We start from the raw sequence: 22,386 nt of genomic DNA, 5'->3' as shown, positions 1-22,386 counted from the left end.
TGGTTCGCCCGCGCGCGGGCCGGTCCCTACGATCTGGACACGCCACCAATACAAGGGGAAGTCCATGATCCGCGCATTGCCGCTAACGTTGCTGTCCGCCGCCACCCTGGCCCTGCCGCTCGCGGGAGCGGCGGCCGAACCCGCTTGGCCCGATAAACCGATCACGCTGATCGTGCCGTTCCCGGCCGGCGGCGGCACCGACCTGGTGGTGCGCACGCTGCAGCCGGCGTTGACGCGCCAATTGCAGCAGACCGTCATCATCCAGAACGCGGGCGGCGCCGGCGGCACGGTGGGCACCGGCCAGGCCGCGCGCGCCAAGCCCGACGGCTACACCGCCGTCGCGGTCACCACCAGCACCGTCGCGCTCAGCGCCAGCCTGTACAAGAACCTGCCGTACAAGCCGGCCCGCGATTTCGACTACGTCGGCTTCATCGGCACCTCGCCCTACGTGCTGGCGGCGCAGCCGGCCCTGAAGGCCGCCACCCTGCCCGCGCTGGTCGCGGCGCTCAAGGGCCGCGGCGCCACCTACGCCTCGGTGGGCGCGGGCACCGTGTCGCATCTGCTGGGCGAGATGTTCAAGAAAGACCAGCGCCTGGACCTGACCCACGTGCCCTACCGCGGCGCGGCGCCCGCCTACACCGACCTGATCGGCGGCCAGGTCGACATCATGTTCGACAACCCCGTGGGCCTGGCGCCGTTCGTGCAGAGCGGCAAGCTGGTCGCCGTGGCCACCACCAGCGCCACCCCGATCCTGCCGAACGTGCCGACCTTCGCCGCGCAAGGAATGCCGGCCTACACGCAATCGCTGTGGTACGGCCTGGCCTTCCCGCAAGGCACGCCGCCGGCCATCGTGCAGAAGATGAATCTTGCCCTGAACACGGTGCTGCGCGATCCGGCCATCGCGGCGGACCTGGCCGCCAAGGGCGTCGACGTCCGCCCGGACACGGCCGACGCGCTGACGCGCACCGTCTCCCACGACCTCGCCTTCTGGGGCGAGCTCATCACCACCCTCGGAGTCCAGTTTGACTGACCTTCAATCCCTGCCCGCGCCCGCCGAGCCGGCCGCCGGCACGGCCGCCCTGCTGCGCGTCTTCGTCGATCCCACCCAGGCCGCCCAGGGCGGCAACCCCGTGCCGCTGGTGCTCGACGCGCGCGGCATGACGGCCGCCGACATGCAGGCCCTGGCGGCGCGCCACGGCCACGAATCGTCCTTCGTGGTGCCGGCCGATCGCGACGGCCATCTGTGCCGGCTGCGCTTCTTCGTGCCGGGCCACGAGATGGAGATGTGCGGCCACGCCACCGTCGGCACGCTCTGGGCATTGCGGCAATGGGGCCACTGGCGCACGCCCGCCGCGCGGGTCCAGACCCTGAGCGGCAGCGTCGACATCGAATGGGACGAGGCGCGCGACCGTGCCTGGGTCTCGCAACCCGCCGTGGCCACGTCCGCGCTGACGCCGGACCAGTGCCGCGCCATCGCGGCCGTGCTGCGCATCGATCCCGGGCTGCCTGGCCTGCACATGGTCAACGCCAGCACCAGCCGCGTCAAAACCCTGGTGCGGCTGCCCGACGCGGCCGCGCTGGACGCCCTGGCCCCCGACTTCGACGCCATGCGCGGCCTGTGCGAGGCCATCGGCTCGACCGGCCTGTATCCCTATGCCCTGGGCGCCGATGGCGCCAGCGCGCGGCAGTTCCCCAAGGCCTCCGGCTATCCCGAGGACGCCGCCACGGGCATCGCGGCGGCGGCGTTGTGGGGCTATCTGGACAAGACCGGCGCCATCCCCCCGGGCCAGGTCTACACGGTGCGCCAGGGCGTGGCCATGGGCTCGCCGTCGGCGATCCAGTTGCGCGCGCGCGGCGATGGCGCGGGCTGTTGGCTGAGCGGCGTCACGCAATGGATGACGTGACGCACGCGATCGAGTCCCGGCTGGCCGCCGCGGGCTGGCGCCTGCCGGCGCCGCCGCGCCCGCGCGGCAGCTATGCCCCCTTCCACCTGGTGGCGCTGGACAGCGCCCGGCTGGCCTGCGTCAGCGGCCAGGCCAGCCGCCTGGACGGCGCGCCGCTCGTGGGGCTGTGCCAGCCCGGCCAGGACCTCGCGCCAGCCCGGGCGGCATGCGCGCAGGCGGCGCTGAGCGGCCTGGCCGCCCTGCGCCAGGCCTGCGGCGGCGACCTCGGCCAGGTGCGCGCCATCCTGCAGCTGCGCGGCTATCTGCGCAGCGCGGCGGACTTCGAGGAGCACAGCGCGGTGCTGGACGGCGCCTCGCGGGTACTGGAGGCCGCCTTTCCCGCCATGCCGCGTCCGGCGCGCAGCGCGGTGGGCGTGACCAGCCTGCCCGGCCGCGCCTGGGCCGAGGTGGAGATCATCGCCCTGCTGGGCGGATGAGCCCGCGCAACGACGCGGGAGTTTTCGGTAGTATGTCGGCATGGTGCCGCGGCGCGTCCCGCCGCCGCCCCCCCTTTTCCGCGCATGCTGCGGCCGCACCCCAATGTGACCCCGGATATTCTTCATGCCCGACCCGATACGTCTGCAGGCCCTGATACAGGATTGCGCGCGCGGCCAGGAATCCGCGCTGGCCGAACTCTATCGCCAAACGTCCCCGCATCTGTTTGCCCTCGCCGTCCGTATATTGCGACGAAGCGACTGGGCGGAAGAAGTCCTCCAGGACAGCTTCATCAATATCTGGCGCAACGCCGCCCGCTATTCTTCGGAGCAGAGCCAAGTCATGACCTGGATGACCCGCATCGTGCGCAACCGCTGTATCGACCTGCTGCGCAGGCCGGACCTGGAGCGCCCGGACGCCGACGGCGAGCTGACGCTGGCCTGGGCGGACGATGCGCCCGGCCCCTTCGAGCGCCTGCAGACCGACCAGGACGCCCGGCGCCTGGCCGACTGCCTCAAGCAGCTGGAGGGCCAGCAGCGCACGGCCATCGCGCTGTCCTTCTTCGACGACCTGAGCCACGGCGAGATCGCCCGCCGCCTGCAGGCGCCGCTGGGCACGATCAAGAGCTGGGTACGGCGCGGCATGGAGCGGCTCAAGAGGTGCCTGTCATGAACTACCGCGATCCGCAATTGCGCGCCCGGCTGGCGGCCGACTATGTCTCGGGCGCCATGCGGGGCGGCGCGCGCCGCCGCTTCGAGGGCCTGATGGCCGCCGATGCCAACCTGCGCCGGCAGGTGCGCGGCTGGGAAGACGACATCTACCCCTTGCTCTGGTCGCTGCCGGGCAGGACGCCGCCGGGCCGCGTCTGGCGCGCCATCGAATCGCGCCTGCGCCCCGGCGCCGCCCCCTGGTGGCGCGGCCTGGCATTCTGGCGCATCGCCAGCGGCGCGCTGGCCGCCTTGCTGGTGGCCGGCGTCGTCATCTACCCCATGCAGGTCGACCGCGCCGCCCGCGCGCAACTGATGGCCGTGCTGCAAAGCCCCGAGGCCCAGGCCATGCTGGTGGTGCGCGCCGACGAAGCCGGCGGCCTGCGCATCCAGGCGCTGCAGAACCTGGCCACGCGCGCCGGCGACAAGGCGCTGGAGCTCTGGGCCATCCCGCCCGGCCAGGCGCCGCAGTCGGTCGGGCTGGTGTCGCCCGAAGGCCTGACGGCGCTGCGCCGCGCCCAGGGCCTGGCCGGCGTCCAGCAACTGGCCATCACGCTGGAACCGCCGGGCGGCTCGCCGACCGGCGCGCCCACCGGGCCGGTCATCATGAGCGGCGACGTGCTGAAGATCTGAGCCGCATCCAACGCGGGCCCGGGCCCGTATAGAGGGGTGTCCCCGTTGCGGAGCACCCCATGTCTTCCTGGATCGGCCCGGGCCCGCGCGGCCTGCTCGAAATGCTGCTGGTGGCAGGCCTGGCGCTGTGCCTGCTGGCCGCCTGCTCGCCCCTGACCCTGCTCAACGGCGCCGTGCCCGACGGCGCCAGCCGCGCCACGTCCGGGCTGGCCTATGGCCCGCTGCCGCGCCAGCGCCTGGACATCCATGCGCCGCTGGACGCCGCCGGCGCGCCGGTGGTGGTGTTCTTCTACGGCGGCAGCTGGCGCAGCGGCGAACGCGCCGACTACCGCTTCGCCGGCGACGCGCTGGTCTCGCGCGGCATCATTGCCGTCATCGCCGACTACCGCCTCTACCCCGAGGCCGCCTACCCCGCATTCCTGCAGGACGCCGCGCTGGCGGTGGCCTGGACGCAACGGCATATCGGCGCCTATGGCGGCGACCCCGGCCGGGTGTTCGTGGCCGGCCACAGCGCCGGCGGCTACATCGCCGCCATGCTTGCGCTGGACCCGCGCTGGCTGCGGGAGGCCGGCTCCGCGCCAGGCACGCTGGCCGGCTGGATCGGCCTGGCCGGCCCCTACGACTTCCTGCCGATCGTCGACCGCGACGTGCGGCCGGTGTTCCGGTTTCCCGACACGCCGGCCGACTCGCAGCCCATCCGCCACGTCAGCGCCGCCGCCCCGCCGGGCCTGCTGCTGACCGGCAGCGCCGACACCGCGGTGGACCCACGACGCAACAGCGCCGGCCTGGCCCGCGCGCTGCACGCCGCCGGCGCCTGCGCGCGCCTGGTCGAGTATCCCGACCTCGGCCACAAGCTGCTGGTCGGCGCGCTGGCGCGGCCGTTGCGCTGGCGCGCGCCGGTGCTGGACGACATGGCCGCGTTCGTCGCTCGCCCGTGCGCCCCCGCCCCTAGAGAATGACCATGCGCCCATCGCTGCTGCTTGCCCTGATCCTGCCGCTGGCGCCGCTCGGCGCGCAGGCGGCCAACGAACATTACCTGGGCTACGCCTATGCCCCGCACGGCGGCGCCGAGCGCTACCGCGAGGAGCACTGGCTCGTCAGGGACGGCGCGCGGCAGACCCGGCTGGTGCTGTACCGCTGTCCGGACGGCGCCGCCTTCGCGCGCAAATGGGTGCGCGGCGGCGTCGACGATCCGGCGCCCGATTTCGCCCTGTTTGACCAGCGCGACGGCTATCGCGAAGGCGCCAGCCGCCGCGACGGCGAACGTCACGTCTATATGCAGGCCCGCGCCAGCGCCGCCATGCAGAGCCAGAAGCTGCCGGCGGTCGCGGATCCCGTGATCGACGCCGGCTTCGACGCCTGGCTGCGCGCGCACTGGGACCCGCCGGCCGCGCCCTTGCAATTCCTGGTGCCCAGCCGCTTGGCCTGGGTGCCGCTGGAGGTACAGGTGCGCGACCAGCCGGAACCGGGCCAGCGCACGTTCCGGCTGCGGCTCGATGCCTGGTACGGCTTCGCGGCGCCGCCGCTGCGCGTGACCTACGACCGCGACAGCCGGCGCCTGCGCCGCTTCGAAGGCCCCAGCAACCTGCGCGACGACAACGGCGGCACGCAGACCGTGCGGATCGAATTCCCCCCCGACGCCGAGCTGGCCCCGCCCACGCAGCAGGACATGGACGCCGCCGCGGCCACGCCGCTGACGGGGCGTTGCGACTAAGGGTTTTTACCAACGCATCCAGCCGGCGCGCCCGCCCGTATATCCCCGCAAGCCTTGAACAGGACACGATGATGCGCCCCGAACTCTCTCGCTGGACCGCCTCGATGCGCCGCTGGGTCGACACCCAGGCGGCGGGCGCGCCTGGCGGCCCGCCCGACCGTATCGACTGGGCCCGCGCCCTGCCCTTCGCGCTGCTGCACGCGGGCTGCCTGGGCGTGGCGTGGACCGGCGTCTCGCCGGTGGCGCTGGCCGTGGCGGCGGCGCTTTACGCGCTGCGCATGTTCGCCCTGACCGGCTTCTACCACCGCTATTTCTCGCACCGCACCTTCCGCACGTCGCGCGCCATGCAGCTGGTCTTCGCCATTCTCGGCGCCTCGTGCGCCCAGCGCGGGCCCCTGTGGTGGGCGGCGCACCACCGGCACCATCACCGCCACGCGGACGACGACCAGGACCTGCACTCGCCGGCCCGCCATGGCTTCTGGTGGAGCCACATGGGGTGGTTCCTGACGCCGCGCGCCTTCGCCACCGACCTGGCCCGCGTGCCGGACCTGCGCCGCTACCGCGAACTGCGCTGGCTGGACCGCTTCGACGCCGCCGTGCCCATCGCGCTGGCGCTGCTGTGCTACGGCCTGGGCGCCGCGCTCGAGCGCCTGGCCCCCGGCCTGGGCACCAGCGGGCCACAGATGCTGGTGTGGGGCTTCTTCATCTCGACCGTGGCGCTGTTCCACGCGACCGTCACCATCAATTCGCTGGCGCACCGCTACGGCACGCGCCGCTACGACACCGCCGACGACAGCCGCAACAACGCCTGGCTGGCGCTGCTGACCTTCGGCGAAGGCTGGCACAACAACCACCATTTCTATCCCGGTTCGGCGCGCCAGGGCTTTCGCGCCCGGGAAATCGACCTGACCTGGTACGGCCTGCGCCTGCTGGCGGCCATCGGCCTGATCTGGGACCTGAAACCCGTGCCGGCCTGGGTGCTGGCGCGCGCCAAGGAATGACCATGCGCATCGCCATCATCGGTTCGGGCATCGCGGGACTGGTCTGCGCCTGGAAGCTGGGCCAGGACCACGACGTGACGCTATACGAGGCCAACGACTACCTGGGCGGCCACACCCACACCCACGACGTCGAGCAGGACGGCCGCCGCTACGCGGTGGACAGCGGCTTCATCGTGCACAACCCGGTCAACTATCCGCGTTTCACGGCCATGCTGGACGAGCTGGGCGTGCGCTCGCAGCCCACCACCATGAGCTTCTCGGTGCACCAGGAGGCCGGCGGCCTGGAATACAACGCGACCTCGCTCGACACCCTGTTCTGCCAGCGCCGCAACCTGCTGTCGCCGCGCTTCCTGGGCATGGTGCGCGACCTGCTGCGCTTTTACCGCGAGGCGCCGGCGCTGCTGGCCGGCGACGAGCCCGGCCCGACGCTGGGCGAGTACCTGGCGCGGCACCGCTACGGCCAGGCGTTCCAGGCCGACCACCTGATCCCGATGGCGTCGGCGTTGTGGTCGTCGCCCGCCGCGCGCATCCTGGAGTTCCCGGCGCGCTACCTGGTGCAGTTCATGGCCAACCACCAGATGCTGCAAGTCGATCCGCGGCCTCAATGGCGCGTGGTGCAGGGCGGCTCCAGCAGCTATATCCGCGCCCTGCGCGAACGTTGGAACGTGCGGGTGCGGCTGAACTGCCCGGTGTACCAGGTCACGCGCCAGGCGGACGGCGTCACCCTGGCCACCTGCGAAGGCCGGCCGCGCTACGACCAGGTGGTATTCGCCTGCCACAGCGACCAGGCCCTGAAGCTGCTGGCCGCGCCCAGCGCGGCCGAGCGCGAGGTGCTGGGCGCGATCACCTATCAGCACAACGACGTCGTGCTGCACACCGATGCGCGCCTGCTGCCGCGCCACCCCAAGGCCTGGGCGGCGTGGAATGCCTACGTGCCGGCCGATCCATCGGCGCCATGCTCGGTGAGCTACTGCATGAACCTCCTGCAGGGCCTGCAATCGCGCCAGCCGTTCATCGTCACGCTCAATCGCGGCGACGCCATCGATCCGGCGCGGGTACTGGCGCGCATGCGCTACCACCACCCGGTCCACACGCTGGCGTCCGTGGCCGCCCAGGCGCGCCGCGACGAAATCTCCGGCCACCAGCGCTGCTGGTACGCGGGCGCCTATTGGGGCTGGGGCTTCCACGAAGACGGCGTGGCCAGCGCGCTGGACGTGGTGCGCGGCATCCAGTCACAGGCCGCGGCGCTGTCCGCGGTGGCGGCATGAACGGCCACAGCGCCCTCTATGAAGGCCGCGTGACGCACCGGCGCCACGTGCCGCACGCGCACGGCTTCAGCTACCGCATGGCGCAGCTCTACCTGGACCTGGACGAGATCGACCAGGTGTTCCGGCACCGCTGGTTGTGGTCGGTGGACCGGCCCAACCTGGCCGAATGGCGCCGCGGCGATTATCTCGATGGCGATGCCGGGCTGCCGCTGGCGCAGGCAGTGCGAGCGCGGTTGCGGGCCAGCCTGGGCGAGGCCCCCGCCGGGCCGATCCGGCTGCTGGCCCATCCGCGCTACGCCGGCTATGTCTTCAACCCGGTCAGCTTCTATTACTGCTACGAAGCCGATGGCGTGACGCTCGCCGCCATCCTGGCCGAGATCACCAACACGCCCTGGAAGCAGCGCCATTGCGTCGTCCTGCCGGTCGAGACCGCCGACCGCCGCGACGGCGCGCTGGCCTGGCGCTTCGACAAGCGCTTCCACGTCTCGCCCTTCATGCCGATGGACTGCGCCTACGACTGGCGCTTCAACGCGCCGGGCGAGGACCTGCGGGTGCACATGCGCGTCAACCGCCAGGGCCAGCCGCAATTCGACGCCCACCTGCAGCTGCAACGCCGCGAACTCGACGGCGCGGCGCTGGCGCGCCTGCTGTGGCGCTATCCCCTGATGACGCTGCAGGTCATCGGCGGCATCCACTGGCAGGCCCTGCGCCTCTGGCTCAAGCGCAACCCGATCCACGACCATCCCCGCACGCCCAACGGAGAACCCCAATGAAAGCCATGACGCCTTCCGAACATGCCGCCATCGCGGCGACCCGCCCGCCCGGCGCGCTGGATCGCCTGTTGCGCAAGCGCCTGTTCGCCAGCCTCTCGACGCTGACGGGCGGCCGGCTGGCGATCGAGGACAGCCTGGGCAGCGTCACGCTCGGCCAGGGCGAGCCGGTGGTGCGCCTGACCATCCGCGACATGGCCTTCTACCGCCTGGTGGCCACGCAGGGCAGCGTCGGCGCGGGCGAGGCGTATGGCGACGGCATGTGGACCTGCGACGACCTGGTCGCCCTGGTGGGCCTGCTGGTGCGCAACCGCGACACGCTGGACGGCATGGAATCGGGGCTGGCGCGCGTGGCCGGCTGGGTGCTCAAGCGCTGGCACGCCCGCAACCGCAACACCCCCGAAGGCAGCCGCCGCAACATCGCCGCCCACTACGACCTGGGCAACGATTTCTTCTCGCTGTTCCTGTCGCCCGACCTGATGTATTCGTCGGCCCTGTGGGCCGGCGCCGACGACACGCTGGAAGAGGCGTCGCGGCGCAAGCTGGACACCATCTGCCGCAAGCTCGAACTCGGCCCGCGCGACCGCGTGGTCGAGATCGGCAGCGGCTGGGGCGGATTCGCCATCCATGCCGCGCGCCACTATGGCTGCCACGTCACCACCGCCACCATCTCGCGCGAGCAGCACGTCATGGCGCTGGCGCGGGTGCGCGCCGCCGGCCTGGACGATCGCGTCAGCGTGGTGCTGCAGGACTACCGCGACCTGCAGGGCCGCTACGACAAGGTGGTGTCGATCGAGATGATCGAGGCCATCGGCGCGCAGTACCTCGAAACCTATTTCGCCAAGATCGCCGACCTGCTCGCGCCGCACGGGCGCGCCCTGATCCAGGCCATCACCATCGAGGACCACCGCTACCAGCAGGCGCTGGGCGAAGTGGATTTCATCAAGCGCCACATCTTCCCGGGCAGCTTCATTCCCTCGATCGAAGCGATGCTACGCGCCAAGACGCGCGCCAGCGACCTGGCCCTGGTGCACCTGGAGGACTTCGGCCACTCATACGCGCGCACCCTGCAGGCCTGGCGGCAACGCTTCCTGGCGCATCTGCCCGAAGTGCGGGAACAGGGTTTCGACAGCCGCTTCTGCCGCCTGTGGGAGTTCTACCTGGCGTACTGCGAAGGAGGCTTTCGCGAGCGTTCCATCGGCGTCTCGCACCTGTTGCTGACCCACCCCGGCGCCCGCGGCAGCGGCGAACGCTGGGTCCAGGCAGGCGTGTGATGCGCTTCTGGGCCAACCTGCTCGGCTACCAGCTGGTCTGGTTCAGCGCCGTCATCGGCGCCGGCCGCGGCCTGGCCTGGCCGGGCGTGGTCGCGGCCCTGGTCTTCATTGCCGCGCAGCTGGCCTGCTCGGTCGAGTGGCGCGCCGACCTGAAGCTGGCCGCCGCCGCGCTGCTGTGCGGCTGCCTGCTCGACGGCGCGCTGTCCGCGCTGGGCTGGTCGGTCTACGCCGCCGATGCCTGGCCCGCGCCGCGCTGGATCCTGGCGCTGTGGGCGGCCTTCGCCCTGACGCTGAATCATTCGCTGGCCTACCTGCGGCCGCGCCGCTGGCTGGCCTGCGCTTTCGGCGCCATCGGCGGGCCACTGGCCTACTGGGGCGCCGCGCGCGGCTGGCAGGCGGTGCAGTTCGACGCGCCCGCCTGGCGCGCCACCGTGGCGCTGGCGCTGGGCTGGGGCCTGATCCTGCCGGCGCTGACGCGCTGGGCGCACCGCTGGACGCGGGAGGCCGCATGAATCCCCTGTCGCAATGGCTGGTCATCGCCGTCGTCATGGTCATCGCCATGGCCCTGGCCTGGACCTGGCAGCGCCGCCATGCCAACGCCGGCATCGTCGACGTGGTCTGGGCCGCGGGCATGGGCGCCAGCGCCCTGCTGGTCGCCGCCACCGGCCAGGGCGACCAGGCGCCCAGGGCCAGCCTGGCCGTGATGGCCGGCGTCTGGTCGCTGCGGCTGGCCTGGCACCTGTGGCGCAGGGTCCGGCAGGGCGAGGACGGGCGCTACCGCGCGCTGCGCGAACACTGGGCGGGCCATCAGGGCAAGTTCTTCGGCCTGTTCATGTTCCAGGCCGGCCTGGTGATGCTGTTCAGCCTGCCCTTCCTGGCCGTCGGCCTGAGCCCCGCGCGCGGCCTGCCCGTCGCGCTGGGCCTGGCGATCTGGCTGGCCGCGTTGGCCGGCGAAGTCATCGCCGACCGCCAGCTCGACCGCTTCCGCGACGATCCGGCCCATCGCGGCCAGACCTGCGACAGCGGCCTGTGGCGCTACTCGCTCCATCCCAATTATTTCTTCGAATGGTGCCATTGGTTCGGCTACGTCGCGCTGGCCTGGGGCTCGCCCCTGGCCTGGCTGGCGTGGCTCGGCCCCGTGCTGATGTACGTGTTCCTGCGCTGGATCAGCGGCATACCTTTCACCGAGCAGCAGGCCCTGCGCACGCGCGGCGACGACTACCGCGCGTATCAGCGCCGCACCTCGGCCTTCTTCCCGTGGTTCCCCAAATCCTGACGAGGCCCGCCATGACGACCGCCAGCCTGCACGACCTTCCGCTCGCCACCGACCGCCCCGCGCCCGGCCTGCTCGGCCTGGCCGAACGCGGCCTGGTGCCCGACGCGCTGCTGCGCCTGGGCATCCGCCGCCTGTGCGCCGAACGCCTGGCGGCTGAATACGCCGGCGGCATCGACGCCTGGACGGCGCGCAACCAGGACCTGATCGCGCGCCTGCGCACCAGCGCGGTGGCCATCCACACCGACGCCGCCAATGCCCAGCACTACGAGCTGCCCACCGCGTTCTTCCAGCTCTGCCTGGGCGCCCGCATGAAGTACTCCGGCTGCCTGTACCCGACCGGCGCCGAGACCCTGGACCAGGCCGAAGCCGCCATGCTGCGCCTGTACGGCGAACGCGCCGAACTGGCCGACGGCCAGGACATCCTGGAACTGGGCTGCGGCTGGGGCTCGCTGACACTGTGGATGGCCGAACATTATCCCAACGCCCGCATCACCGCGGTGTCCAACTCGGCCACCCAGCGCCAGCACATCGAGGCGCGCTGCCGCGAACGCGGCTGGGAACACGTGCGGGTCGTCACCTGCGACGTGAACGTGCTGACGCTGCCCGCGGCCGCCTACGACCGCTGCGTCTCGGTGGAAATGTTCGAGCACATGCGCAACTACCAGGACCTGCTGGCCCGCATCGGCCAATGGCTGCGCCCCGGCGGCAAGCTGTTCGCGCACATCTTCGCGCACCGCGAACGCGCCTATCCGTTCGAGACCGAAGGCGCCGGCAACTGGATGGGACGCCACTTCTTCACCGGTGGCATCATGCCGGCGGCCGACACGCTGCTGCACTTCCAGCGCGACCTGCAATTGCAGGAAAAGTGGTTTCTCGACGGCACGCACTACGCGCGCACGGCCAACCATTGGCTGGCCAACCAGGACGCCCGCGCCGCGCAGGCCCGGGCGGTGCTGGAGCAGGCCTACGGCCCCCGCTTGGCGCCGCTGTGGCACCAGCGCTGGCGCATGTTCTGGATGGCCTGCGCCGAATTGTTCGGCTACGACGACGGCCAGCAATGGGGCGTCGCCCACTACCGCTTCACGCGTCCCTGAGGAGACCGCCATGTTGCGCGCCCTGTGTGTCGCCGCGATGGGCCTGCTGGCGGGCTGCGCCGGGCCCGCGCCCATGCCGCCCGTGGCCCATGTGGACCTGTCGCGCTTCATGGGCGATTGGTACGTCATCGCGCACATCCCCAGCTGGCCCGAACGCAACGCCTACGATGCGGTGGAAAGCTACCGGCCGCTGCCCGATGGCAGGATCCAGACGGACTTCCGCTACCGCAAGGGCAGCTTCGACGCCGAGGTGAGCACCATGCACCCGGTGGCCACGGTGCGGCCGGACAGCGGCAACGCGGTCTGGGGCATGCAGTTCATCTGGCCGATCCAGGCCGAATACGTCATCGCCTACCTGGACGACGCCTACCAGACCACCATCATCGGCCGCTCCAAGCGCGACTACGTATGGATCATGGCGCGCGTGCCGTGCCTGAGCGAGGACGCCTACGCCCAGCTGGCCGGCCGCGTCGCGGCGCTGGGCTACACCGAGCCCCTGCGCAAGGTACCGCAGCGCTGCCAATAGGCAACGCCGGCCCGCGTCACCGCCGCGGGCCGGCGCCTTGCCACCGTCAGAAGTCCATCGATGCCGACAGCATGAAGGTGCGCGGGGCGCCCAGCGCCAGGCTCGACAGCTGCGGCATGCCCCAATAGGCCTTGTTGGTCAGGTTGTTGATACCCGCCCGCAGGATCAGCGGACGGTCGGCCACCTTGGTGGCGTAGCGCGCGCCGACGTCATAGGTGGTGCGGCCGGCCACCGACAGCGAGTTGTCGGCGCTGATGTACTGCTTGGACAGCGAGGTCGCGTTGGCGGTCAGCGTCAGCCCCTGCACGGCCGGCACGTCCCACTCGATGCCGAGCTTGCCCTGCAGCTTGGGCACGCCGGTCGCCTGCTTGCCCTCGTTGACGGCCAGCGCGGCCTTCGTGACCTTCGGGTCGATGTATGCCACGCCGCCCATCAGGCGCACGCCGCGCAGCGGCTCGCCGAAGAAGCCCCATTCCACGCCCCGGTTGCGCTGTTCGCCGCCGAACGAGAACACGTTGGTGACGGGATTGGTGTAGCCGCTCGGCCGCGTGATCTCGAACACGCTGAGGGTATGCGTGAAGTCGCCGAAGTCGAGCTTGATGCCGGCCTCTTTCTGCTTGGTCTTGTACGGCGCGAACAACTGGCCGGCGTTGGCGGCGGTGACCGGCGCCGTCTGGCCCTTGCTCAGGCCCTCGATGTAGTTGGCGTAGACGGAAATGTTGTCGGTGGCCTTGACCAGAATCGCCGCCGCGGGCGTCGTGGCATTGGCGTCATAGCGGCTGGTGCGCGCGCCCGTGGCGACGTTGAAGGTATCCGAACGCACTTCCTGGCGGCGTGCGCCCAGCGTCAGCTGCACGCGGTCCTCGGCGAACGACAGGGTGTCCGCCAGGCCATAGCTGATCAGGCGCGTCTCGGTATGCAGGATCGCCGGCCAGACGCCGTCGACCTCCGGGCCCCAGACCGGCTTGTAGATGTTGGTGGTCCAGTCCGCGCCGGGCACCGAACGGCGGCCATAATCGTGTTCGGTATCGGTGTAGTAGGTGGTGTTCAGCACCCACTGGTGCTTGATGCCGCCCGTCTGCAGCTTGCCCCGGACCCCGGCTTCGCCCGTGGTCTTCTTGATGTGCATGTTCAATTGGCCGATGGTGGTGCGGAAATCGCCCGCGGCATTGAGCACCTGGGCCGAGATGGCGCCGTTGTAGGTGTACTCGGACCGGCTGGTGCCGATCGCCGCATACGCCATCAGGTTGTCATTGAGGTCGACTTCACCGCGCACCATCGCGCCGCGATCGCGGTTGTGCACGTATGCCCAGTCCGGGTTCAGCAAGGTGTCGGCCTTGGGCGGCTTGGGCACCCCCACGCCCGGCGCCAGGTTGATGCCGCGGGTCACGCCGTCGACCCGCTCGTCGCTGTCGTACAGGTCCGCCGAGATGCGCACGCGCTCGCTGCGCCAGTCCAGCCCGACGGCGGCCAGCTGCGCCTTCTTGTCCTGGTCCTTGATGGCGCCGGCGCCGTTGCGATAGACCCCGTTGAAGCGGATGCCGAACTGCTTGTCCTCGCCGAAGCGGCGTCCCATGTCCAGGTGCCCGCCGAACTGCGCGTCCGACATGTAGGTCGCGGTCAGGCGCGTCAACGGTTCATCGCCGGCGCGCTTGGGCACCAGGTTGACGGTGCCGCCCACCGAGCCGCCCGGCGGCATGCCGTTGAGCAGGGCCGACGGCCCCTTCAACACCTCGATGCGCTCGAACATTTCCGGCGTGGTGCGGTAGTACGGCGCCATGCCGAACAGTCCGCCGAAGGAGATGTCGGTGGTGGCGGAAGCGAAACCGCGGATCGAGTAGTTCTCGCTCCAGGCGCCGGTGACGCCATTGCTGAACACCGACGGGTCGGTGCGGGCGATCACGTCGGTGATGTCCTGGGCCTGCAGGTCCTGGATGTACTTGTCGGTGTAGCTGATGACCGAGAACGGCGTGCTCATGAAGTCCCGCTCGCCCAGGAAGCCGGCGCGGGCGCCGTAGGTCACCTGGCCGCCGGCATACGGCGTGGCGGGTTCTTCGGACTGGGCCGTGACGCGCACCGCCGGCAGCGTCTTGACCCCGGCGCCGGCCTCGCCCGCTCGCGGCTGCGCCGCCGTTTCGCTGGTTCGGGCGCGGCCATCGACGGCCTCCTGGGCCTGCGCGGCAGGGGCCGCGACCAGGACGGCGCCGGCCGTCAGGCCGAACAGGGCCGCGGTCAGGACATTGAAGGAAAAGACGGTCCTGGCGTTCGCGGCGTGCGATGAAGGACGCGCGACGCGGCCGCTATGGCGACGTTTGCTCATGGGATGCTCCGTTCGGTTGAGCGTGGGTTGGCCTTCATCGGTTTTCTGGATTGCGAATGAAAACAATGAAGCGAATGGGAATCGTTAATCAATAAAATCCGGGGCGCCGAAGCGCCGGCCGCTCGCGTCAGTCGCGGTAGCCCTTCATCACGTCGTCGATCACGATGCGCAGCGAATTCACGCTGGCGGCCGTGACGTACCAGGCCTCGGCGTCGGCAAAGACCACGCGGCCGTTCGGCCACGCCGGCGTCTGGCGCAGCAAAGGATTGCCCAATGTCTCGGCGTTCAGGACGGGCCGCCGTTCCATCACGGCGGTGCGGTCCACCACGTAGATGACATCGGGATTGGCCTGCTGGATGAATTCGCTGGAGATCGGCTGGCCATGCAGGCCGGCCTCCGCCATCGGGCCGGCCGGTTTCACGCCCAGCGCGTTGAAGACGAAGCCATAGCGCGACTGGACGCCGAAGGACGTGAAGGCGCCGTTGTTGTGCAGCACGATCAGCGCCTTCTCGGGGCGGTCCTGGATCAGGAGGCGCGCCTCCCGGACCTTCTCGTCCAGCGCCGCCGCCTGCTGGCGCGCCAGGTCTTCCTTCTCGAAGATCCGCCCGAGCGTCATCAGGTGGTCCTTGATGACCTCGATGTGATTGGCCTGGCTGTCGCGGTAATCCACGTCGAAATGGATCGTCGGCGCGATCTGGCTCAGTTCCTTGTAGTGGTTCGCCTGCAGCGACGTGATCAGGATCAGGTCGGGCTTGGCCGCGTGCACCCGCTCCAGGTTCGGCTGCACGATCGCGCCCATGTCGCGCACGTCCGGCGCGTCCTTGTATTGCGCCAGGAAGTGCGGCACGAAATCCTTCGGCATGCCGGCCACGGGCACTCCCAGCAGGTCCAGGAAATCGACCTCGTTCATGTCCAGCGCCACCACGCGCTGCGGCCGCTTGTCGATGACGGTGGTGCCGAGCTTGTGCTGCACCGTGACGGCTGCATAGGCCGGTTGCACGGCGGCGCTGGGCGCATCGGGCGCACGCGCGGCCTGGGGCGGATCCGCCGCCTCCCGGCCGCAGCCCTGCACCGCAATCGTGGCGGCCGCCAGCAGGGCCAGCGCCCAGGATCTGTGCTTGAAGGTCATGTCAATTCTCCCGATGGGTTGAAGTAGTTGCACAAGCGTCCGCGCGCGCCGTGCGTGATCTCGAAATCCAGCCCATACAGTTCCCGCAAGCGGTCCTCGGTCACGACCTGCCGCACCGTGCCGGCGCAATGCACCGCGCCATCCTTCATGGCGACGATGTGGTCGGAGTAGCTGGCCGCGAAGTTGATGTCGTGCACCACCAGGATGACGGTGCGGCCGTGCGCGTCGCACAGGCGCCGCAGCGCCCGCATGATCTGCACGGCGTGCTTGATGTCCAGGTTGTTCAGCGGCTCGTCGAGCAGCAGATAGTCGGTCTGCTGCGCGATGGTCATGGCCAGGAACGCCATCTGCCGCTGGCCGCCGCTCAACTCGTCGAGATAGGCCTGCCGCAGCGGCCCCAGCGACAGGAACGCGATGGCCTCGTCGATCACCCGCCGGTCCTGCGGCGTCAACGCGCCGCGGCTGTAGGGGAAGCGCCCGAACGCCACCAGTTCTTCCACCGTCAGGCGCAGGTTGAAATCGGGCGACTGGCGCAGCGTGGCGACGCGCTTGGCGTAGTCGCCGATGCCAATGCCCGACACGTCGCGGCCGTCGATCAGGATGTCGCCACGGGTCGGCTCCAGCAACCGCGCGATCATCATCAACAGCGTGGTCTTGCCGGCGCCGTTGGGACCGATCAGCGAGGTCAGCCGCCCCGCCGGAAACTGCGCGCTGACGTCGGACAGCACGGCCCGCGCGCCATAGTGTTTGGAAAGATGCTTGACGCTAATCATGCCGTGCCTCGCGCCCGCGCCATCAGCGCCAGGAACCAGGCGCCGCACACCAGGTTGACCAGGATGCCGACGGTGGTCCGGTAGTTGAAAAGATGCTCCACCGCCAACTGGGCCAGCAGGAACAGGCCGATCGCGATGGCGCAGCCGGTGGGCAGGGTGGCCCGGTGCCGGCGCGTGCGCGCCAGCGCATAGGCCATGTTGGCGACGAAGATGCCCATGAACGCCGTGGGTCCCAGCAGGCTGGTCGATACCGCGACCAGCGTCGCGATCAACGCCAGGTGCAGCCGCACCTGCCGCGGGTAGCCCACGCCCAGCGACAGCGCCTGATCGCGCCCCAGCGACATCACATCCAGCGTCGGCAAGGTCTTCAGACCGGCCAGGCACACGCCCGCCACCAGCAGTCCCGACACCAGCAGCTGCGCCGGTTCGGTCTTGTTGAACGACGCCTGGGAAAAACCCAGCAGGATCGAGAACTCGCCGGGGCTGGTCTTGAGCTGCACGAACTGCGTGAAGGTGCCGATCACCATCGTCAGCACCAACCCCACCAGCAGCAGGAAATAGACGTTCTGCCGGCCCTGGCGGAACAATCCGCGATGGATCAGCCACGAATAGCCCAGCATCACCGCCACGGACAGGAAGAAATTGCCGTTCGCCCCCAGCAGCACCAGGCTCTGCGCCCCCAGCGCCAGCACCAGCAGCGATTGCAGCAACAGGTAGACCGCCTCGTAGCCCATGATGGCCGGCGTCAGGATGCGGTTGCCCGTCAGCGTCTGGAACACGATCGACGACCAGGCGATGGCCACGCCGCCGATCAGCATGGCCGCCAGCCGCGCAAGCCGCTTGGGGATGACATAGTCGAAATCGAAGCCGGCGCCCAGGAACAGGAACGCCAGCGCCAGGGCGATGACGAGCAGCCAGGCCAGTTGCCGTGGAGCCCGGCGCATCATCGGTGCTTCCAGAAGATCAGCGCCAGGAACAGCAGGCCGCCCAGCCCGCCCGCGGTCAGGCCGATCGGCACCTCGAACGGGTGGATCAACAGGCGGCCGAGCACGTCGCAGGCCAACAGCAGCGACGCGCCGCCCAGCGCCACCAGCGGCAGGGTGCGGCCCAGGTTGTCGCCGTAATGCAGCGCCACCAGATTCGGCACCACCAGGCCGACGAAGGGAATGGCCCCGACCGTGATGACCGTGGCGGACACCGTCACGGCCACCAGCACCAGCCCCAACGCCACCGTGGCGGAATAGTTCAGCCCCAGGCTCGACGCCATGCCCTCGCCCATGCCCAGCACGGTGAAGCGGTGCGCGTACAGATACGTCAGCGCGACGATGGGCAGGATCAGGTAGATGATCTCGTAGTGGCCCTGCACGATCCGCGAGAAGTCGCCCAGCATCCAGCCCTGCATGCTCTGCAGGATGTTGTGGCGGTAGGCGTAGAACTCGGCCAGCGCGCTCAGCACGCCGCCGTACATCAGCCCGATCACCGGCACCAGCACGGTGTTCTTGAATCTCACGCGGCGCACGATCGCCACGAAGGCCAGGCTGGCGGCCAGGCAGAAGACCAGCGCGAACAGCATCCGCGCCGCCGTGCCGGCGGCGGGCGCCAGCGTCAGCGACACCAGGATGCCGAACTTGGCGGCGTCCAGCCCGCCCGAGGTGGCCGGTTCGACGAACTTGTTGCGCACGACGTGTTGCAGGATCACCCCGCAGACCGACAGGCCCACGCCCGTCAGCACCAGCGCCGCCAGGCGCGGCAACCGGCTCGCCGTCAGCGTCAGCCAGTCGTCGCCGGACAGCGACAGCAGCTGCGACCACGCCATCTGCCGCGCGCCCACCAGCAACGACGCGCCGCACAGCACGATGAACACGCCCAGCAGGCCCGCACGCATCAGCCGCACGCCTTGTCCGGTTCCGCGGCGGCGATGCGCCAGCCCTTGGCGGCCCGGCGTTGCGCCAGGAATCGCGCATAGCGTCCCTGGCCCGCGCGCAGCAGCGCGGGCGAGCCCTGCTCAACGATGCGGCCGGCTTCGAGCACCACGATCTGGTCGGCCATCGCCACCGTGGACAACTGATGGGCGATCACCACCAGCGTGCACCGGCCGCGCAGCCGCGCCAGCGCCTCGGTGACGACGATCTGGTTCTCCGCGTCCAGCGCCGCGGTAGCCTCGTCCACCAGCAGGATCGGGGCGGCGCTGATCAACGCGCGGGCGATGGCGACGCGCTGGCGCTCGCCGCCGGACAGGCGCGCGCCGCCCTCGCCCACCGCCGTGTCCAGGCCTTGCGGCAGCCGTTCGATGATGCCGGCCACGCCCGCCTGGCGCGCGGCGTCCATGACCTCGGCGTCGCTGGCATCGGGCTTGCCGACGCGGATGTTGTCGGCGATGCTGCCCGAAAACAGGTAGTTGTCCTGGAAGATCTGGCTGATCTGGCCGGCCAGGCGCGCGCTGGCGATCTGCCTCACGTCCACGCCGCCGACGCTGACGCTGCCCGCGGTCACGTCGAAGAAACGGGCGATCAGCCGCGCCAGCGTGGTCTTGCCGGAGCCGGACTCGCCGATCAGGGCAACCATGCTGCCCGGCGCGATGCGCAGCGTCACGTCGCGCAACACGTCCGGTTCATCCGGCGCGTAGCAGAAGTCCACTTCGCGCAGTTCGATCGCGCCATCGCGCGGCGCCTGCGGCGCTTCGGGTTCCGGCAACGGTTCCACCGCGAACAGCGCCGCGATGGCATCGAGCTGGCCGCGCGCGCCGCGCAGCACCTCGCCATAGCCCGCCACCTCCAGCAACGCATCGACGTAGCGGGCTGCCAGCACCAGCGAGACGATGACCGCCACGACCGCGCCGGACGCCAGCGGACCGCCCGCCAGGCCATTGGCCCACCACACCGCCGCCATCAGCATGGCGGCGAACGCCGCCTGCACGGCCCAGGCATTCAAGACGGCCGCCCCCGCCGACAGCCAGATCAGCCGCGCGCCGGACTGGCGCTGGCGTTCGACCGCCTGCTCCAGCAACCGCAAGCCGCCGCCGTCGCCATTGAAGGCGCGCAGCACCGACTGCGCCTGCGCGAACTCCACCACGCGCTGGCTGGCGTCGGCGAAACTGCGATGGAAAGCGTCGTCCGCCCGCCGTGCCATGGCGGCCGTCAAGGCCAGGACGCCAGCCAGCAGCGGCAGCGCCAGCAGCGCGATCACGCCCAGCAGCCAGTGCTGCGCGAACAGCGCGGCGACCAGCACCATCGGCGTCACGATCCCGGTGATCACCGGCGTGAACACGTGCGCGGGCAACTGGGCCACGGCCATCATGCCCTGCGTGACCACATGCCCCAGGCGCGCCGTGTGCGCCGGCGTGAACCATCCCACCGGCAGGCTCGCCACGTGCTCGCCCAGGCGATGGCGACCGCTGCGCAGGATGGCCACGCCCACGCGCACGCCGGCCCGCTCCACCTGGCGCCGCAGCAGCCAGCAGGCCGCCACCTCGGCCACGAGCAAAGACAGCCAGGGCGTCACCCGCCGCACGTCACCGTCAAGCAGATGGATCAGCACCGGCGCCAGCGAGGTGATGGCCAATCCGCACAGCACGCCATAGGCGACGGCCATCCAGGCATAACGCCGCAGCACGGGCGCCTCCTTGCCCAGCAACAGCAGGAAGGTCTTCAGCATGACGCCCCCGCCTGTTCCGTCGCCATGTCGTAGCCGCCCAGCGTCCACAGCCGGGCATAGCGGCCGCCCAGCGCCAGCAGCGCGTCGTGGCGCCCCTGCTCGACGATGGCGCCGTCCTCCAGGACGAGAATGCGGTCGGCGTGCATCACCGTGTCCAGCCGGTGCGCAATCACCATCAGCGTGCGCCCTTGCGCGAAACGCGACAGCGCCTCCTGGATCGCCACCTCGTTGCCGGCATCTGCCGCCGCCGTGGCCTCGTCGCACACCAGCACCGGCGCATCGAGCAACACGGCGCGCGCGATGCTCACCCGCTGGCGCTCCCCGCCCGACAGCTGCGCGTCCTCGCCGACCACCGAGTCGTAGCCACGCGGCAGCGCCAGGATGCGTTCATGGATGTTGGCGGCGCGCGCGGCGGCCTCGACCTCCAGGCGGCTGGCCGCCGGCCGGCCCAGCGCGATGTTGTCATGGATGCTGGCGTGGATCAGGCGCACCTCCTGCAACACGAAGCCGATGCGCCGGTAGAGCTGCGTGGTCTCGATGTGCCGCAGATCCACCCCGCCCAGCGTGATGCGCCCCTCGGCCGGATCGAAGAACCGCAGCAGCAGCCGCGCCAGCGTGGACTTGCCCGCGCCCGACGTCCCGACGACGGCCGTCACGGTGCCGGGCTCCAGCGTGAAGCTGATGTTCGACAATGCCTGGCGTGACTCGCCATAGGCATAGGCGACGTTCTCGAAACGCACCTCGTGGCCGGCCGGCGTCCCGCAACGTCCGGCCTCGGGCGATGCCAGCACCGGCGTGTGCAACAACGCCAGCACGCGTTGCGCGGCGGCCGTGGCGCTGCCCAGGTCGTGCAGCAAGGTATGCAACATCAACACCGGCGCGCAGATGGCCGGCGCCACCAGCGCGAACGGCAGCACATCCACCGGCGCGATCCAGCCCAGGCCGACGAACAGCGCGCCGCAGCCCAGCACCACGCCCAGCACCGTGACCGGGGCGATCATGGCGTGCGCATGGGCCATCGCCGCCACCAGCGGGCGGGTGAAACGGACGAAGGCCTCGGCCAGTCCATCCACGGCCTCGTGGTAGCCGCGGTGCGCCTTGCCGCCGGCGCCGAACGCCTTGACCACCGGCATCCCGCCGACGAACTCGACCGTCGCGCCATTCAGGCGTTCGAGCCGGGTGACGAAAGCCTGCATCTCGCCGCCGCCGGCCTTCATGGCGCGGCGCAGGAACAGGAAGAACCCCGGAAACGGCAGCAGCGCCGCCAGCGCCATGCGCCAGTCCAGCGCGAACAGGTAGATGACCGACAGCCCGATGGCGCCCGCCGCGCGCCCCACCGCCGTGTAGAAATGCGCGGTCAGGCTGTGCAGCGTGGCGATGTCGTCCTGCATCGCCTGCTTGACCTCGCCCGACGCCCTGCCGCTGAACCAGCCCAGCGGCGCTTGCGCCAGCCGCCGCGCCACGGCCAGTCGCAGGTGATGCGTGACGCGGTTATCGGCCAGATGCGCGGTCAGTTCGCCGGCCGACACCAGCGCCATGCCGGCGAACAGGCAGATCACGCTGGCGCCCGCCACCCACCAGAGTTCCGCCCGCACCGCCGCGCGGGCGGCGTCCGCCAGGTCGAGGGCGGCCAGCAGAAGCTTCGCGATGTGCGCGATGCCCGCCAGCGGCGCCAGTGTGAGCATGGTGCCCACCGAGGCCAATAGCGCCGCGGCGATCAGTTGCCCGCGGATCGGGGACAACACTTGCCTGAGCGGGCCAGGGGTGGCCGCGGCGACTGCGGACGTGCTCATGAAATCGGACTACCCAGATGTTGGTGATAATTATTTGCATGACTATAAACTAAATCTTGAATTAGTTGCATTGCCA

General features: G+C 70.5%; 22 protein-coding genes. 15 read left to right on the top strand and 7 right to left on the bottom strand.

Annotated elements, in window-relative coordinates:
* Positions 1-64 precede the first annotated feature (64 nt).
* The 15 genes from AC1HFW_RS25585 to AC1HFW_RS25515 all read left to right on the top strand — a co-directional run bounded on the left by AC1HFW_RS25585 (position 65) and on the right by AC1HFW_RS25515 (position 12,641).
* Positions 65-1,030 carry a Bug family tripartite tricarboxylate transporter substrate binding protein gene (locus AC1HFW_RS25585; protein WP_479285550.1) on the top strand — a complete coding sequence of 322 codons (966 nt, stop codon included), beginning with the start codon at positions 65-67 and terminating at the stop codon, positions 1,028-1,030.
* Entirely contained in the window at positions 1,023-1,904 is an 882-nt protein-coding gene (locus tag AC1HFW_RS25580) for a PhzF family phenazine biosynthesis protein (RefSeq protein ID WP_479285548.1), read from the top strand. Before AC1HFW_RS25585 ends, AC1HFW_RS25580 begins: the two co-directional genes overlap by 8 nt.
* Positions 1,892-2,380, top strand: coding sequence for a RidA family protein (locus tag AC1HFW_RS25575; RefSeq protein ID WP_479285547.1), 489 nt, complete (start codon positions 1,892-1,894; stop codon positions 2,378-2,380). The genes AC1HFW_RS25580 and AC1HFW_RS25575 overlap by 13 nt, the downstream gene beginning before the upstream one ends.
* A gap of 124 nt (positions 2,381-2,504) precedes the next feature.
* The gene (locus AC1HFW_RS25570; RefSeq protein ID WP_006391269.1) at positions 2,505-3,050 is read left to right on the top strand and encodes an RNA polymerase sigma factor; all 546 of its coding nucleotides are present in this window, start codon (positions 2,505-2,507) and stop codon (positions 3,048-3,050) included.
* Positions 3,047-3,718, top strand: a complete 672-nt coding sequence (locus AC1HFW_RS25565; protein ID WP_006391270.1) for an anti-sigma factor — start codon at positions 3,047-3,049, stop codon at positions 3,716-3,718. Before AC1HFW_RS25570 ends, AC1HFW_RS25565 begins: the two co-directional genes overlap by 4 nt.
* Before the next feature lie 59 nt (positions 3,719-3,777).
* Entirely contained in the window at positions 3,778-4,677 is a 900-nt protein-coding gene (locus AC1HFW_RS25560; protein ID WP_479285545.1) for an alpha/beta hydrolase, read from the top strand.
* Positions 4,678-4,679: 2 nt separating this feature from the next.
* Complete coding sequence (locus AC1HFW_RS25555; protein WP_479285544.1) at positions 4,680-5,432, top strand: hypothetical protein; 753 nt, start codon at positions 4,680-4,682, stop codon at positions 5,430-5,432.
* A 68-nt stretch (positions 5,433-5,500) separates the two neighbouring features.
* On the top strand, positions 5,501-6,433 hold the full coding sequence (locus AC1HFW_RS25550; protein WP_479285543.1) for an acyl-CoA desaturase: 933 nt from the start codon (positions 5,501-5,503) through the stop codon (positions 6,431-6,433).
* Positions 6,434-6,435: 2 nt separating this feature from the next.
* Positions 6,436-7,701, top strand: a complete 1,266-nt coding sequence (locus tag AC1HFW_RS25545) for an NAD(P)/FAD-dependent oxidoreductase (protein WP_479285541.1) — start codon at positions 6,436-6,438, stop codon at positions 7,699-7,701.
* Complete coding sequence (locus AC1HFW_RS25540) at positions 7,698-8,474, top strand: DUF1365 domain-containing protein (protein WP_479285539.1); 777 nt, start codon at positions 7,698-7,700, stop codon at positions 8,472-8,474. Before AC1HFW_RS25545 ends, AC1HFW_RS25540 begins: the two co-directional genes overlap by 4 nt.
* 5 nt (positions 8,475-8,479) lie before the next feature.
* Positions 8,480-9,745, top strand: coding sequence for a class I SAM-dependent methyltransferase (locus AC1HFW_RS25535; RefSeq protein ID WP_479285537.1), 1,266 nt, complete (start codon positions 8,480-8,482; stop codon positions 9,743-9,745).
* Positions 9,745-10,257 carry a DUF2878 domain-containing protein gene (locus AC1HFW_RS25530; protein ID WP_479286557.1) on the top strand — a complete coding sequence of 171 codons (513 nt, stop codon included), beginning with the start codon at positions 9,745-9,747 and terminating at the stop codon, positions 10,255-10,257. The genes AC1HFW_RS25535 and AC1HFW_RS25530 overlap by 1 nt, the downstream gene beginning before the upstream one ends.
* A complete protein-coding gene (locus AC1HFW_RS25525) occupies positions 10,254-11,021 on the top strand; it encodes a DUF1295 domain-containing protein (protein WP_479285536.1) in 768 nt (255 codons plus the stop codon). Before AC1HFW_RS25530 ends, AC1HFW_RS25525 begins: the two co-directional genes overlap by 4 nt.
* 11 nt (positions 11,022-11,032) lie before the next feature.
* Positions 11,033-12,115, top strand: a complete 1,083-nt coding sequence (locus AC1HFW_RS25520; RefSeq protein WP_479285534.1) for an SAM-dependent methyltransferase — start codon at positions 11,033-11,035, stop codon at positions 12,113-12,115.
* A gap of 10 nt (positions 12,116-12,125) precedes the next feature.
* The gene (locus AC1HFW_RS25515) at positions 12,126-12,641 is read left to right on the top strand and encodes a lipocalin family protein (RefSeq protein WP_241073532.1); all 516 of its coding nucleotides are present in this window, start codon (positions 12,126-12,128) and stop codon (positions 12,639-12,641) included.
* A gap of 46 nt (positions 12,642-12,687) precedes the next feature.
* Here the strand turns inward: AC1HFW_RS25515 and AC1HFW_RS25510 are convergent, their stop codons facing one another.
* The 7 genes from AC1HFW_RS25510 to AC1HFW_RS25480 all read right to left on the bottom strand — a co-directional run bounded on the left by AC1HFW_RS25510 (position 12,688) and on the right by AC1HFW_RS25480 (position 22,310).
* The gene (locus AC1HFW_RS25510) at positions 12,688-14,961 is read right to left on the bottom strand and encodes a TonB-dependent receptor (protein WP_479285533.1); all 2,274 of its coding nucleotides are present in this window, start codon (positions 14,959-14,961) and stop codon (positions 12,688-12,690) included.
* A gap of 127 nt (positions 14,962-15,088) precedes the next feature.
* Positions 15,089-16,090 (bottom strand): siderophore ABC transporter substrate-binding protein, encoded by a 1,002-nt coding sequence (locus AC1HFW_RS25505; protein WP_479285532.1) that lies wholly within the window; start codon positions 16,088-16,090, stop codon positions 15,089-15,091.
* Complete coding sequence (locus AC1HFW_RS25500) at positions 16,087-16,863, bottom strand: iron ABC transporter ATP-binding protein (protein ID WP_061073358.1); 777 nt, start codon at positions 16,861-16,863, stop codon at positions 16,087-16,089. Before AC1HFW_RS25500 ends, AC1HFW_RS25505 begins: the two co-directional genes overlap by 4 nt.
* Positions 16,860-17,807: an iron chelate uptake ABC transporter family permease subunit gene (locus AC1HFW_RS25495; RefSeq protein ID WP_479286556.1), complete on the bottom strand. Its 948-nt coding sequence runs from the start codon at positions 17,805-17,807 to the stop codon at positions 16,860-16,862. The genes AC1HFW_RS25500 and AC1HFW_RS25495 overlap by 4 nt, the downstream gene beginning before the upstream one ends.
* Complete coding sequence (locus AC1HFW_RS25490; protein WP_479285531.1) at positions 17,807-18,748, bottom strand: ABC transporter permease; 942 nt, start codon at positions 18,746-18,748, stop codon at positions 17,807-17,809. Before AC1HFW_RS25490 ends, AC1HFW_RS25495 begins: the two co-directional genes overlap by 1 nt.
* Positions 18,748-20,517: an ABC transporter ATP-binding protein gene (locus AC1HFW_RS25485; RefSeq protein WP_479285530.1), complete on the bottom strand. Its 1,770-nt coding sequence runs from the start codon at positions 20,515-20,517 to the stop codon at positions 18,748-18,750. Before AC1HFW_RS25485 ends, AC1HFW_RS25490 begins: the two co-directional genes overlap by 1 nt.
* Positions 20,511-22,310, bottom strand: a complete 1,800-nt coding sequence (locus AC1HFW_RS25480) for an ABC transporter ATP-binding protein (RefSeq protein ID WP_479285529.1) — start codon at positions 22,308-22,310, stop codon at positions 20,511-20,513. The genes AC1HFW_RS25485 and AC1HFW_RS25480 overlap by 7 nt, the downstream gene beginning before the upstream one ends.
* Between the last annotated feature and the right edge of the window lie 76 nt (positions 22,311-22,386).

The organism is Achromobacter sp. ISS7 (assembly GCF_056523125.1).
Note: the sequence above shows the minus strand (reverse complement) of the source record. Positions and strands in the feature narration are given on the sequence as shown.